This is a genomic window from Enterobacter sp. WPR_3_1, assembly GCF_003635055.1.
Classification (GTDB): Bacteria; Pseudomonadota; Gammaproteobacteria; order Enterobacterales; family Enterobacteriaceae; genus Enterobacter; species Enterobacter ludwigii.
This window is the reverse complement of sequence record NZ_RBXU01000011.1, coordinates 279,613-293,995: the sequence shown is the minus strand read 5'-3', so window position 1 is coordinate 293,995 and position 14,383 is coordinate 279,613. Positions and strand designations below refer to the sequence as shown.

General features: G+C 57.4%; 13 protein-coding genes. 9 read left to right on the top strand and 4 right to left on the bottom strand.

The window, feature by feature from the left end:
• The first annotated feature begins 151 nt into the window (after positions 1-151).
• The 3 genes from modA to modC are packed head-to-tail and all read left to right on the top strand — an operon-like array spanning position 152 to position 2,675.
• Positions 152-925: a molybdate ABC transporter substrate-binding protein gene (gene modA, locus BJ887_RS15445; RefSeq protein ID WP_047366363.1), complete on the top strand. Its 774-nt coding sequence runs from the start codon at positions 152-154 to the stop codon at positions 923-925.
• On the top strand, positions 925-1,614 hold the full coding sequence (gene modB / locus BJ887_RS15440; RefSeq protein WP_014169203.1) for a molybdate ABC transporter permease subunit: 690 nt from the start codon (positions 925-927) through the stop codon (positions 1,612-1,614). The genes modA and modB overlap by 1 nt, the downstream gene beginning before the upstream one ends.
• Before the next feature lie 2 nt (positions 1,615-1,616).
• Positions 1,617-2,675: a molybdenum ABC transporter ATP-binding protein ModC gene (gene modC, locus BJ887_RS15435; RefSeq protein WP_020884945.1), complete on the top strand. Its 1,059-nt coding sequence runs from the start codon at positions 1,617-1,619 to the stop codon at positions 2,673-2,675.
• On the opposite strand, the gene BJ887_RS15430 is transcribed toward modC, so the two are convergent.
• Positions 2,676-3,494 carry a pyridoxal phosphatase gene (locus BJ887_RS15430; protein WP_025204641.1) on the bottom strand — a complete coding sequence of 273 codons (819 nt, stop codon included), beginning with the start codon at positions 3,492-3,494 and terminating at the stop codon, positions 2,676-2,678.
• 140 nt (positions 3,495-3,634) lie between these two features.
• Between BJ887_RS15430 and pgl the strand changes: the two genes are divergently transcribed.
• Positions 3,635-4,630 carry a 6-phosphogluconolactonase gene (pgl, locus tag BJ887_RS15425; protein ID WP_032677711.1) on the top strand — a complete coding sequence of 332 codons (996 nt, stop codon included), beginning with the start codon at positions 3,635-3,637 and terminating at the stop codon, positions 4,628-4,630.
• 91 nt (positions 4,631-4,721) lie between these two features.
• Here the strand turns inward: pgl and BJ887_RS15420 are convergent, their stop codons facing one another.
• A complete protein-coding gene (locus tag BJ887_RS15420; protein WP_014169207.1) occupies positions 4,722-6,005 on the bottom strand; it encodes a putative acyl-CoA thioester hydrolase in 1,284 nt (427 codons plus the stop codon).
• 224 nt (positions 6,006-6,229) lie between these two features.
• On the opposite strand from BJ887_RS15420, the gene hutI reads away from it, so the two are divergent.
• The 5 genes from hutI (at position 6,230) to hutH (ending at position 12,484) form a co-directional block, all read left to right on the top strand.
• Entirely contained in the window at positions 6,230-7,453 is a 1,224-nt protein-coding gene (gene hutI / locus BJ887_RS15415) for an imidazolonepropionase (RefSeq protein WP_121340082.1), read from the top strand.
• Positions 7,450-8,388, top strand: a complete 939-nt coding sequence (hutG, locus tag BJ887_RS15410) for a formimidoylglutamase (protein WP_047743876.1) — start codon at positions 7,450-7,452, stop codon at positions 8,386-8,388. Before hutI ends, hutG begins: the two co-directional genes overlap by 4 nt.
• A gap of 19 nt (positions 8,389-8,407) precedes the next feature.
• Positions 8,408-9,142 (top strand): histidine utilization repressor, encoded by a 735-nt coding sequence (locus BJ887_RS15405; RefSeq protein WP_121340081.1) that lies wholly within the window; start codon positions 8,408-8,410, stop codon positions 9,140-9,142.
• Between the two features lie 136 nt (positions 9,143-9,278).
• Entirely contained in the window at positions 9,279-10,964 is a 1,686-nt protein-coding gene (hutU, locus tag BJ887_RS15400; RefSeq protein WP_020884940.1) for a urocanate hydratase, read from the top strand.
• Positions 10,964-12,484, top strand: coding sequence for a histidine ammonia-lyase (hutH, locus tag BJ887_RS15395; protein ID WP_050737370.1), 1,521 nt, complete (start codon positions 10,964-10,966; stop codon positions 12,482-12,484). The genes hutU and hutH overlap by 1 nt, the downstream gene beginning before the upstream one ends.
• Positions 12,485-12,527: 43 nt before the next feature.
• On the opposite strand, the gene BJ887_RS15390 is transcribed toward hutH, so the two are convergent.
• A complete protein-coding gene (locus BJ887_RS15390) occupies positions 12,528-13,004 on the bottom strand; it encodes a kinase inhibitor (RefSeq protein ID WP_121340080.1) in 477 nt (158 codons plus the stop codon).
• A 72-nt stretch (positions 13,005-13,076) separates the two neighbouring features.
• Positions 13,077-14,366: an adenosylmethionine--8-amino-7-oxononanoate transaminase gene (bioA, locus tag BJ887_RS15385; protein WP_032677717.1), complete on the bottom strand. Its 1,290-nt coding sequence runs from the start codon at positions 14,364-14,366 to the stop codon at positions 13,077-13,079.
• Positions 14,367-14,383: the final 17 nt, after the last annotated feature.

Genomic DNA, 14,383 nt, shown 5'->3' with positions numbered 1-14,383 from the left:
GGCGTTTTGCTCTCAAGTATTTCCCTTTCTCGCCGATATTATTTAAAGCATCAGCTTGCTGTACCCCTTGAGCGGTACGATTTAACGCTGGGATCTCTCCGGAGTTACCGTTATATTAGTGTGTATATAACGATACTCACAGGAGCTACAAATGGCACGTACATGGGTACGCCTTTTCGCAGGGGCAACGCTGACACTTTCGCTGAGCGGACACGCGCTGGCTAACGAGGGTAAAATTACCGTCTTTGCGGCGGCGTCGTTGACCAACGCGATGCAGGATATTGCGACAGCGTATAAAAAAGAGAAGAACGTCGAGGTGGTCTCCTCTTTTGCTTCTTCATCGACGCTGGCACGTCAGATTGAAGCGGGAGCGCCGGCCGATCTGTTCATCTCTGCAGACCAGAAGTGGATGGATTACGCGGCTGAAAAGAAATCGATTGATGCGACAACCCGCGAAACATTGCTGGGGAATAGCCTTGTCGTGGTGGCGCCGAAAGCCAGTCAGCAAGGCGAAATCAGTATCAACAAAGAGACCCCCTGGACCCGGCTGCTGAACGGAGGACGCCTGGCCGTTGGCGATCCGGAGCATGTACCAGCGGGGATCTACGCCAAAGAAGCATTGCAAAAACTGGGTGCCTGGGAGACGTTATCGCCCACACTGGCTCCGGCTGAAGATGTGCGCGGTGCTCTGGCGCTGGTTGAACGTAATGAAGCGCCGCTGGGGATAGTCTACGGGTCGGACGCCGTCGCCAGTAAAGGGGTGAAAGTGGTTGGTACGTTCCCGGAAGACTCCCACAAGAAAGTGGAATATCCTGTTGCGATTGTTGATGGACATAAAAATGCGACCGTGACGGCCTTCAGCGAATACCTGAAAGGACCCGAAGCGTCCGCAATCTTTAAACGTTACGGATTTACGACTCACTAATGATATTGACCGATCCTGAATGGCAGGCTGTCCTGCTGAGCCTGAAAGTCTCTTCCCTGGCGGTTGCGCTGAGTTTGCCCTTTGGGATCTTCTTTGCCTGGTTACTGGTTCGCTGTAAGTTTCCCGGCAAAGCCCTGCTGGATAGCGTTCTTCATCTTCCCCTCGTGTTGCCACCGGTGGTGGTTGGTTACCTGCTGCTGGTGTCGATGGGGCGGCGCGGTTTTATTGGCGAATGGTTATATGACTGGTTTGGGCTGACGTTTGCGTTTAGCTGGCGAGGGGCGGTACTGGCGGCGGCGGTGATGTCATTCCCGCTGATGGTCAGGGCCATTCGCCTGGCGCTGGAAGGGGTTGATATCAAACTGGAACAGGCTGCCCGCACGCTGGGAGCCGGGCGCTGGCGCGTATTTTTCACCATCACGCTCCCGCTTACGCTGCCGGGCATTATTGTCGGCACGGTACTGGCGTTCGCCCGCTCGCTGGGTGAGTTTGGTGCCACGATTACCTTTGTGTCGAATATCCCCGGTGAGACGCGGACGATCCCGTCAGCAATGTACACCCTGATCCAGACGCCGGGTGGAGAAGGTGCCGCGGCGCGGCTGTGCATTATCTCAATTGTGCTGGCGCTGGTCTCGCTGCTGGTTTCGGAATGGCTGGCGCGACTCAGTCGCGAGCGGATGGGGAAATAGTCATGCTCGAACTTCAGTTCACCCAGACGCTGGGAAACCATACCCTGACCCTTAACGAGACGCTGCCTGCGAGTGGCATTACCGCCATCTTTGGCGTATCAGGTGCAGGGAAAACCTCATTGATTAATGCCATCAGCGGACTGACGCGGCCGCAGTCCGGACGGATTGTGCTCAACGATCGTGTCTTAAACGACGTTGAGAACAAAATTTACCTGGCACCGGATAAGCGGCGAATTGGTTATGTTTTTCAGGATGCGCGATTATTTCCGCATTACAGCGTGCGCGGTAATCTTCGCTACGGCATGGCCAAAAGCATGGCCGCGCAATTTGATAAGCTGGTGGCGCTGCTGGGCATTGAGTCACTGCTGGACCGGCTCCCTTCATCGCTTTCTGGTGGTGAAAAACAGCGCGTGGCGATAGGCCGCGCGTTGCTCACCGCGCCAGAACTGCTGTTGCTCGACGAACCGCTGGCCTCGCTGGATATTCCGCGAAAACGTGAACTGCTGCCCTATCTTCAGCGACTGGCGCGTGAAATCAATATCCCGATGCTCTACGTCAGCCACTCGCTGGATGAGATCCTGCATCTGGCCGATAAAGTGCTGGTGCTGGAAGAGGGCAGTGTTAAGGCATTCGGTAATCTGGAAGAGGTGTGGGGCAGCAGCGTGATGCACCCGTGGTTACCGAAGGAGCAGCAGAGCAGCATCCTTAAGGTGAGCGTGCTGGAACACCATCCGCACTATGCGATGACCGCACTGGCGCTGGGCGACCAGCATCTGTGGGTCAACAAAATCGACAAACCGCTGCAGTCTGCGTTGCGTATACGCATTCAGGCTTCAGATGTCTCTCTGGTGCTGCAAGCGCCGCTGCAGACCAGTATTCGCAATATCCTGCGCGCGAAAGTGGCGGAGTGTTTTGATGATAACGGACAGGTTGAGGTAAAGCTCGAAGTGGGCAGCAAGACGCTCTGGGCGCGCATCAGTCCGTGGGCCAGAGATGAGTTAGGGATCAAGCCTGGCCTGTGGCTTTACGCGCAAATCAAGAGCGTCTCCATCACCACCTGATTACAGCAGGTGGGTATAAATATACTGCGCGATGCTGTCGGTGGTGTTATCACCAATCACGACGTTAGCACGCGCTTTTACCGCATCGTCGGCGTTGCCCATTGCCACGCCTGTACCGGCGGCCTCCAGCATGCTGATGTCGTTGTAGTTATCGCCAAAGGCAATCACATCCTGCATTGATCCGCCCTGAGACTCCACGAACTGCGTCAGACGCTTGCCTTTGCTGTTGCCTTTGCGGGCGATATCGACCTGGTCGTGCCAGGACCACTCGCACTCCAGACCCAGCGTTTGTTCAACGTGCGTCGCGAAGGCATTCAGTTTGGTGGTATCTTCATCCGTCAGCGCAAATTTCCAGATAGCATCGACATCCTGAGCCGCCTGGCGCAGGGAGGAAACCTGGGTAAAGACCGGACGCTGCGCTTCAGGCAGAGACAATGCCCAGTTGCTGGTGCGGATCACGTGGCCTGTCGGACGTTCATACACCATTGCGTTATCCACGTACATCAGGCCGTGAATGGCATGCTCATCAAGCAGATCAATCAATTGCAGCGCCTGAGGCACGGGCAGCGGATCGGATTCTAAAACCTTTTTTGCCTGATAATCATACAAATAAGTGCCATTACAACAAATTGCAGGTGTATCTAACGCCAGTGCCTGATAAAAAGGATGAATGGCAACGTGATGTCGACCCGTTACGATAAGGAGTTGATATCCCACTTCCTGCGCGCGTTTGAGTGCTTCAAGGGAAGAGGGGAGAAGGGTTTTCTGCGGAGTAAGTAAGGTACCGTCTAAATCCAGAGCAATTACACGCGAGGTCATTTGTTTTTCCGGGTTAATATTGAATTTACGTTCTGAAGGGATGGTACACCGAGAGGCAAAGGCTTCAAAATTCCCGATGACAATTCAGCATTCACCGTCAAAAGTTAACTACTTTCATGCGCAGTGAGGAGTGAATATTCATGAAACAAACCGTTTATACCGCCAGTCCTGAAAGCCAGCAGATCCACGTCTGGCGTTTAAATACCGAGGGTACCCTCACGCTGGTTCAGGTTGTTGATGTGCCAGGTCAGGTGCAGCCGATGGTTATCAGCCCGGATAAACGTTTCTTGTACGTGGGTGTGCGCCCGGAGTTTCGCGTGCTGGCCTACCGCATCTCGCCGGACGACGGCGCGCTAACTTACACTGCGGAAGCACCTTTACCGGGCAGCCCAACGCATATCTCCACCGATCGCAAAGGCAACTTCATCTTCAGCGGCTCTTACAATGCGGGCTGTGTCAGCGTAACGCGCCTGGAAGCGGGCCTACCGGTTGAAACCGTGGATGTGGTTGACGGGCTGGAAGGTTGCCACTCGGCGAATATTTCTCCGGATAACCGTACGCTGTGGGTCCCTGCGCTGAAACAGGATCGTATCTGCCTGTTTACCCTGAGCGATGACGGTCACCTGGTGGCGCAGAATCCTGCAGAAGTGACCACCGTTGAGGGCGCGGGCCCGCGCCATCTGGTGTTCCACCCGAACCAGCAGTACGCCTATGTGGTGAACGAGCTGAACAGTTCTGTGGACGTATGGGAATTGAAAGATCCTAACGGCAAGATTGAGTGCGTGCAGACGCTGGATATGATGCCGTCTGACTTCTCTGACACCCGCTGGGCGGCTGATATTCACATCACACCGGATGGGCGTCATCTGTATGCCTGCGACCGTACCTCCAGCCTGATTACGGTATTCAGCGTTTCTGAAGACGGTAGCGTGCTGGCGATTGAAGGTTTCCAGCCTACCGAAACCCAGCCACGCGGGTTTAATATCGATCACAGCGGTAAATACCTGATTGCGGCGGGGCAAAAATCCCACCACATCGCGCTGTACGAAATCAAAGGTGCGCAGGGGCTGCTGGAAGAGAAAGGGCGTTACGCCGTCGGCCAGGGGCCAATGTGGGTGGTGGTAAACGCACACTAAAAGGCTTAAAACAAAAAACCTCGCAAATGCGAGGTTTTTTTATGCCCGGTGGGCGCCGGGCGAGTACAGCAAAAGACATCAACGCATTCTTTTATTGCTTAGGCTCAGCAACCACTTTGCTACCCAGACCGCGGTTGTTGTATTCCCACATGCGGTTGAAGTTAGCGTCATTCAGGTTGCGCTGCACGTTACCTTTATCATCCACGCTACCGGTATTGCCGGAGAAAGGACGTTTGGAGATAGCGGCATCGGCCCATGGCTTAGCCATGTTGAAACCTTCGTTGATCACGCTGTCACGAATAACAACCTGACCGTTGGTGGCAGAGTCCACATCCAGCGAGCGGCCCAGCTGCGCGACGCCGTCACCGGACGCGTTAAAGCGGCTGTTAACCGCCAGGAAGCCGTAGAACAGGTTAGATTGCGTGGCAGGGGCAAACACATAACCTTCCTGCTGAGTGCGTGAATTCACCACGCGGAAATCGGTGTTCTCAAACACCACCGCGCCGCGACCGGAGACCAGATCCACGTCACCTTCAACGTAGCTGTTAGTGACCAGCGTACGGGTCAGACGGTTATTCTGCAGCGTGTTCTGAACACCGCTGTTCGTCACGAAGAAGGTGTTCTGACGGCCGAGAATATTCACGTTGTTGATCTGCACTTTATCGCCATCGCTACGCAGTGCAACGGCCTGGTGGTTACCGGCATCCACGCTATCGCCCAGGGTATTCTGAATGGTCAGGTTCTGCAGCTGCAGGCCATTATTCTGAGACCAGACGACCGCAGAACACATCACGCCGATGGTAGCTGCACGCTTGCTCTGGCAGTTGTCAAACATGTACCACGCCGGTTTGCCTGGCATGTATTTACCCGCCGGGTTGACCAGGCGACGCCAGGTGTTGCTGTCGATTTCAGAATCAATCGCCAGACCAATTTTCACGTCGACCGCTTTCTCGCCTGTCCCGTAGAGGGTGATGCTGCCCGGTGCTGCCGGAACGTAAACGGTGCCTTCATATTCCCCAGGCAGGATCGCGATGTACTGGCGAGAGGCGCTGTGTTTGGTGATAGCCGCGTCAACCGCAGCCTGAATCGTCGTGTGCGTCACGCCCTGCGTGCCTGCCGGACCGACAACGAAGTCAGGTTGTTTCGGCAGGTTAATAGAAGACGGTGTCCACGGCGCAGCGTTAGGGTCCATCGCCGAGAAGTAGTGTGCACGGTCAAAGTTCTTCGCTTCATCAGCGGACAAAATCGGGCGAGAGGCGGTACCCGGTGCAACCTGCTCAGAAGGCTGCTGGTCCGGTGGGGTAGAACTGCATGCGGATAATGTCACGCCAAAGGCGAGCGCTAACGCCAGACGGGAAATCCTGGAAATGTTCAAGGTAAAGCTCCTGGGTATGCAAGTCTTAACGGGATAGACGAAATAGCCTGCTTTTTTATACTAAGTTGAGCGAAACGGGAAGATAAAAAGGGTAAAAGATGCATTTTTTACCCGCGGGAGGCGGGAAAGTCATCACAAATAAATAACATTTTCCGCCAGAGCGGTTGACAGCAGGGGGCAGATGAAAATAAATGTCTATACAACCCATGACAAGTGGAATGCCCATGCAGCAGCTTCATCCCGACGATGTAATATGGCGCAATGCGCGACTGGCGACAATGATCCCGGACGACAGCACGCCTTATGGCCTGAAAGCGCAGCACGCCCTGGTGGTGCGCGGCCAGACGATTCTGGCCGTTATTCCCGAATCCGACATCCCTTCCGGCCACCGTCACTGTGTCGATCTGCACGGTCGTCTGGTCACCCCCGGGCTGATTGACTGCCATACCCACCTGGTGTTCGGTGGCGATCGTGCGGCAGAGTGGGAGCAGCGTCTGAACGGCGTCTCTTATCAAACCATCAGCGCGCAGGGCGGCGGGATTAACGCGACCGTGACGGCGACGCGGAGCAGTTCGCCCGAGACCCTGCTAAGGCTGGCGCAACAGCGTCTGCAGCGGCTGATCGATGAAGGGGTGACCACGGTTGAAATCAAGTCGGGATATGGTCTCAACGCCGAAGCGGAAGAGAAGATGCTGCAGGTCGCCCGCCAGCTGGGCCAGAACAATCCGGTAGAGATCAGCCCAACGCTTCTGGCTGCGCATGCGGTTCCGGCGGAATACCGCCATGACGCGAACGCGTATCTCACCACGGTGTGCGAGCAGATGATGCCCACGCTGTGGCAAAAAGGCTTATTCGAAGCCGTGGATGTGTTTTGCGAAAATGTCGGCTTCACGCCAGCGCAAACCGAGCGGCTTTTCCGCGCTGCCACGGCCCTGGGGATTCCGGTCAAAGGACACGTGGAACAGCTTTCAAATCTTGGCGGCGCGGCGCTGGTCAGCCGCTTTAAGGGGCTTTCCGCCGATCATATTGAATATCTCGACGATGACGGTGTTCAGGCGATGGCGCACAACGGCACGGTTGCGGTATTACTGCCGGGGGCATTCTATTTTCTTCAGGAGCGCCAGCGTCCGCCGGTTGAACAGCTCAGAAAAGAGGGCGTTCCCATGGCTGTCGCCACCGACTATAACCCCGGCACCAGCCCGTTCGCGAGTATTCATCTCGCGATGAATATGGCCTGCGTGCAGTTTGGCCTGACGCCTGAAGAGGCCTGGGCTGGCGTGACGCGACATGCTGCCCAGGCGCTGGGACGCGGGGCCACGCACGGGCAGCTGCAGGCTGGATTCGTGGCTGACTTTGTCGTCTGGGATGCACATCACCCGGTCGAAATGGTCTACGAGCCGGGACGCAATCCGTTGTATCAACGTATTTTCCGTGGGGAGAGCGTATGAGACTCTGGCGGCCGGTTGCCGAGACCGTCTGGCAGGGGCGCGACGACAGCGCCGAGGCCAGCAATGCAAAACGTATTTTTCAGACCCTGCGACAGATGCCGGTATTTACCCCTCAGTCATCCGGCATCGCTTTGATAGGGTTTGAATGTGATGAAGGGGTAAAACGCAATCAGGGCAGGCCCGGCGCCGTACAGGCCCCGGAGGTGCTTCGCAAAGCGCTGGCGAACATGGCAAGTCATCATGGACATGACCGGCTGGTGGATATGGGGTCGGTATATGTCGAGGGCGATAACCTGGAAGCGGCTCAGCGGGCGTTAAGCGATGCCGTGCAGGCCTGCCAGCAGTCCGGCATGCGTACGCTGGTTTTTGGCGGGGGACACGAGACCGCCTGGGCGCATGGCCGCGGGGTTCTGGATGCTTTCCCGAACGCGCGCGTGGTGGTGATAAATCTGGATGCACACCTTGACCTGCGCAAGGCGGACCGCGCGACCTCCGGCACGCCGTTTCGTCAGCTGGCACACTACTGTGCGGAACAGGCGCGCGATTTTCAGTATGCCTGCCTGGGCGTCAGCCGGGCGGCGAACACGCAGGCGCTGTGGGATGAAGCTGAGCGACTAAACGTCACGCTGGTGGAAGACCTTCATTTCAGGCGAGATGCATTATCGGCTCTGGACAAGGTCCTGGCCCAGGCCGACCGCGTTTACCTCACCATTGACCTCGATGTTTTGCCTGCTGGCGAAATGCCAGCCGTCTCAGCGCCCGCGGCGTTAGGGGTACCCGCGCTGGATCTTCTGCCGGTGATTGAACACATCTGCCGCAGTGGAAAACTGCAGGCTGCCGATCTGGTAGAATTTAACCCGCAGTACGATCGGGACGGACAGGGGGCAAAGCTTGCCGCCCGTCTGGCCTGGCAAATTGCTCACTGGTGGGCATAACAACGTTTAAGGAGTCAGGATGTTTTCACGCTCACCGCTGTCGCAGTCCAGCCCTCCCGCGCCTTTCTACGAAAAGGTGAAGCAGGCTATCAGCGAAAAAATCGCAACCGGCGTCTGGCGGCCGCACGATCGCATTCCGTCCGAGGCCGAACTGGTCGCACAGTTTGGTTTTAGCCGAATGACCATCAACCGGGCGCTGCGCGAGCTGACCGATGAGGGCCTTCTGGTGCGTCTGCAAGGCGTTGGGACCTTCGTCGCGGAGCCGAAAGGGCAATCGGCGCTGTTTGAGATCAGAAGTATTGCCGATGAGATAGCCTCGCGTAACCATCAGCACCACTGTGAAGTGCTGGTGCTCGAAGAGACACAGGCCAGCGCCGAGCAGGCCGTGGAGCTGAATGTCAAAGAGGGAAGCCGCATCTTTCATTCCGTGATGGTGCATTATGAAAACGACATCCCGGTGCAGATTGAAGATCGCTGCGTGAACGCCGATCGGGTGCCCGAGTACCTGGATCAGGATTACACCCAGACCACACCGCATGCCTATCTTTCGCTCATCGCGCCGCTGACGGAAGGGGAACATATTGTGGAAGCGGTTCGCGCTACGCCGCAGGAGTGCGAACTGTTGCGGATCAAAGAGGACGATCCTTGCCTGCTCATTCGTCGCCGTACCTGGTCTTCGTCGCATATTGTGTCGCATGCCAGACTGCTGTTCCCGGGAAATCGATACCGGCTGCAGGGCCATTTCATGTCGTAAGGGTCATACGTTTTAAAAGCGTGATAGCTAACGCAATATAACAAAATTGTATCTTTTTTGTTAAATCTGACCTTGTGTGTGCTTGTCTATACAAGTATATCTGAATACATCATCTGTCCCGTATGAGGAGCACACAATGTCGTCAGGTAAATACCGCCAGCAGGATGTCCGCGCCGCGCGCGGCACCACACTTACCGCCAAAAGCTGGCTCACCGAAGCCCCGCTGCGCATGTTGATGAATAACCTCGATCCTGAGGTCGCGGAAAACCCCCACGAGCTGGTGGTGTATGGCGGCATAGGCCGCGCCGCGCGCAACTGGGAGTGCTATGACGCGATTGTTGAATCCCTGACTCATCTGGAACATGACGAAACCCTGCTGGTGCAATCCGGCAAACCGGTCGGCGTGTTCAAAACCCACAAGAATGCACCGCGCGTGCTGATCGCCAACTCTAACCTTGTCCCGCACTGGGCGACCTGGGAACACTTTAACGAGCTGGACGCCAAAGGGCTGGCGATGTATGGCCAGATGACGGCGGGAAGCTGGATCTACATCGGCAGTCAGGGGATTGTGCAGGGCACCTACGAAACCTTCGTGGAAGCCGGTCGTCAGCACTATAACGGTTCGCTGAAAGGTCGCTGGGTACTGACCGCCGGTCTGGGGGGAATGGGGGGCGCACAGCCGCTGGCCGCGACCCTTGCCGGTGCCTGCTCCCTGAACATTGAATGTCAGCAGAGCCGCATTGATTTCCGACTGCGTACCCGTTACGTCGATGAACAGGCTGAAAACCTGGATGACGCGCTGGCACGCATCAAAAAATACACGTCAGAAGGCAAAGCGATGTCGATTGCGCTCTGCGGCAACGCGGCTGACATTCTCCCTGAACTGGTGGCCCGTGGCGTACGCCCGGATCTCGTCACCGACCAGACCAGCGCACACGACCCCCTTCACGGCTATCTGCCATCGGGCTGGACGTGGGAAGCGTACCAGCAAAAAGCCGAAAGTGACCCGGAAGGCACGGTGCTCGCCGCTAAACGTTCCATGGCGGAGCACGTGAACGCCATGCTGGCCTTTAGCCAGATGGGCATTCCGACATTTGATTACGGCAACAATATTCGCCAGATGGCGAAAGAGATGGGCGTGAGTAACGCCTTCGACTTCCCGGGGTTTGTGCCTGCCTATATTCGTCCGCTGTTCTGTCGCGGTATTGGCCCGTTCCGCTGGGTGGCCCTGTCCGGCGATCCGGAAGATATCTACAAAACCGACGCCAAAGTGAAGGAGATCGTCGCCGACGACGAACATCTGCACCACTGGCTGGATATGGCTCGCGAGCGCATTAACTTCCAGGGCTTGCCGGCGCGGATCTGCTGGGTCGGGCTGGAGTGGCGACAAAAACTGGGTCTGGCCTTTAACGAAATGGTGCGCAGCGGTGAAGTCTCCGCGCCGATTGTTATCGGACGCGACCATCTCGACTCGGGCTCTGTTGCCAGCCCGAACCGTGAAACCGAAGCCATGCGCGACGGCTCCGATGCCGTCTCCGACTGGCCACTGTTGAATGCCTTACTGAATACCGCCAGCGGGGCGACCTGGGTGTCGCTGCATCACGGTGGTGGCGTAGGAATGGGCTTCTCCCAGCACTCGGGAATGGTCATCGTGTGTGATGGTACGGATGAAGCGGCAGCGCGTATCGCTCGCGTGCTGCATAACGACCCGGCAACCGGCGTAATGCGCCACGCGGATGCCGGTTACGAGATTGCGATTGAATGTGCCAAAGAGCAGGGCCTGAACCTGCCGATGATCCCTGCCACACAAGGAAAGCATTAATGAACGCCTTAACCCTCACTCCCGGCTCACTGACGCTCAAACAGCTGCGTAACGTCTGGCGTCAACCGGTCACGCTCTCACTTGATGAAAGCGCCCACGCCGCGATTAACGACAGCGTTGCCTGCGTTGAAGCCATTATTGCCGAAGGACGTACCGCCTACGGCATCAACACCGGATTTGGTCTGCTGGCGCAGACGCGTATCGCCACGCACGATCTGGAAAATTTACAGCGCTCGCTGGTGCTTTCGCATGCGGCGGGTGTCGGTCAACCGCTGGATGATGACATTGTCCGCCTGATGATGGTGCTCAAAATCAACAGTCTGGCACGTGGGTTCTCCGGAATTCGCCTCAGCGTGATCGAGGCGCTGATGGCGCTGGTGGATGCGGAGGTCTATCCGTGGATCCCGGCAAAAGGTTCCGTCGGTGCATCCGGCGATCTTGCGCCGCTGGCCCATATGTCGCTGCTGCTGCTCGGTGAAGGTCAGGCTCGCTGGAAGGGCGAGTGGCTCCCTGCGAAAGAGGCGCTGAAAAAAGCCGGGTTAACCCCGATAACGCTAGCGGCGAAAGAAGGGCTGGCGCTGCTTAACGGGACCCAGGCCTCGACGGCGTTTGCGTTGCGTGGTCTGTTTGAAGCCGAGGATCTTTTCGCCTCCGCGGTCGTGTGCGGTGCGCTGACCACCGAGGCGGTGCTTGGCTCACGTCGTCCGTTTGACGCCCGTATCCACGAGGTGCGCGGCCAGCGCGGGCAGATTGACGCCGCGGCGATGTACCGTCACCTGCTGACCGAGACCAGCGATATTGCAGACTCTCACCATAACTGTGACAAGGTACAGGATCCCTATTCGCTTCGCTGTCAGCCCCAGGTGATGGGAGCCTGTCTGACGCAGCTCCGCCACGCGGCAGAAGTGCTGCTGGTGGAGGCGAATGCGGTGTCTGATAACCCGCTGGTGTTCGCTCAGGAAAACGAAGTGGTCTCCGGGGGGAATTTCCACGCCGAGCCTGTGGCGATGGTGGCGGATAATATCGCGCTGGCGATTGCGGAAGTAGGGGCCTTATCCGAACGTCGCATCGCGCTGATGATGGATAAACATATGTCCCAGCTGCCGCCGTTCCTGGTCCGCAACGGCGGGGTTAACTCCGGTTTTATGATTGCCCAGGTGACGGCCGCGGCGCTGGCGAGCGAGAATAAGGCCCTGTCGCATCCGCACAGCGTGGACAGTCTGCCAACGTCAGCGAACCAGGAAGATCATGTTTCTATGGCCCCGGCCGCCGGACGTCGTCTGTGGGAGATGGCCGCCAACACCCGCGGCGTGCTGGCGGTGGAATGGCTGGCCGCATGTCAGGGCGTTGATCTGCGTGAAGGTCTGACATCCAGCCCGCTGCTGGAACAGGCGCGTCATCTGCTGCGTGAACAGGTCGCGCATTACGATGATGACCGTTTCTTTGCGCCGGATATTGATAAAGCGATCGCGCTGCTGGAGAAGGGAAGCCTGGTGGGCTTACTGCCTTCGGTGCTCTAAGATTTGCCCGGTGGCCCGGACACGTTCAGGCCACCGGTTTTTTTTACGAATACATCGCCGTGATCGATGCGCTGCCCAGCGAATGAAAATGGACGTTAAAGCCGACCATTGCGCCACTCGCGCCCTCATCCACCTCAATCTTGTCCACATCCAGCGCGTGAACCGTGAAGATATAGCGGTGCGTTTCCCCTTTTGGCGGCGCGGCGCCACCGTAACCCGCTTTGCCAAAATCGGTTCGGGTCTGGATAGCGCCTTCAGGCAGCGCCACCAGGTCAGAGCCGGAACCTTGCGGCAGAACGCGCGTATCCGCAGGCAGGTTCGCCACTATCCAGTGCCACCACCCTGAGCCTGTAGGGGCATCCGGGTCATAGCAGGTGACAACAAAGCTTTTGGTTCCCGCCGGAACATCGTCCCACGCCAGATGCGGAGAGATATTATCCCCCTGATAACCCATGCCGCTAAAAACGTGGCGTTCAGGCAGTTTTTCCCCGTCGCGCAGATCTTTACTGATGATTTTCATACGATTTACCTCGGTACCCGATTATGCAAAAAGTGTAATGCATAAACAGAATACCGACGTTAACGCTCAGGGTTAAATCGCAAAATGTGCGGGAATGTTAACGGCGTCAACTACCGCAGCCGTTAACTGACGTAGCTGAGCCGGCGAGATAACATAAGGCGGCATCAGATAGATAAGCTTGCCGAAAGGACGCACCCACACTCCCCGTTCCACGAAGAAACGCTGCAGCGCCGCCATGTTAACCGGATGGGTGGTCTCAATCACGCCGATGGCACCCAGCACGCGCACATCCGCCACGAATTCAGCCGCTGACGCTGCGCTCAGCTCCTGGCGAAGCTGCGCTTCAATCGTCGCGACCTGCGTTTGCCACTCGCCGCTCTCGAGAATGGCCAGGCTTTCGCTCGCCACCGCGCAGGCCAGTGGGTTGCCCATAAACGTTGGGCCGTGCATAAAGCAGCCCGCGTCGCCGTCGCTGATGGTGTCGGCAACGTGGCGCGTTGTCAGCGTGGCGGACAACGTCATGGTGCCGCCGGTCAGCGCTTTACCCAGACACAGAATATCCGGTGCGATCCCCGCATGCTCGCAGGCGAACAGCTTGCCGGTGCGGCCAAAGCCGGTGGCGATCTCATCGGCAATCAGCAGAATGCCCTCGCGATCGCACATCTTACGAATGCGCGTCAGCCATGCCGGGTGGTACATCCGCATCCCGCCTGCACCCTGCACAACCGGCTCAAGAATAACGGCGGCAATCTCATGGCGGTGGGCAGCCATCAGCCGCGCAAAACCGACCATGTCCATTTCATCCCACTCCCCGTCAAAACGGCTTTGCGGTGCCGGGGCAAAGAGGTTCTCTGGCAGATAGCCCTTCCACAGGCTGTGCATGGAGTTATCCGGATCGCACACCGACATCGCGCCGAACGTGTCGCCGTGATAGCCGTTGCGGAAGGTGAGGAACCGCTGGCGGGTCTCACCTCTGGCGTGCCAGTACTGCAGCGCCATTTTCATCGCTACTTCCACGGCAACAGAGCCGGAATCTGCAAGGAAAACGCACTCCAGCGGGGCCGGGGTCATCGCGACCAGACGCCGGCACAGGTCAACCGCAGGCTGATGGGTGATACCGCCAAACATCACGTGCGACATCTGGTCAATCTGCGCTTTCATCGCCGCATTCAGACGCGGGTGGTTATACCCGTGAATAGCCGCCCACCAGGATGACATGCCGTCCACAAGCGACTCACCGCTGCTCAGGGTCAGTTCGCACCCGTGAGCCGAGGCGACCGGGTAAACGGGGAGGGGGCGGGTAGTGGAAGTGTAAGGGTGCCAGATATGCTGCTTGTCGAAGGCGAGATCGTCCTGGGTCATAATCGACTTGTAAACCA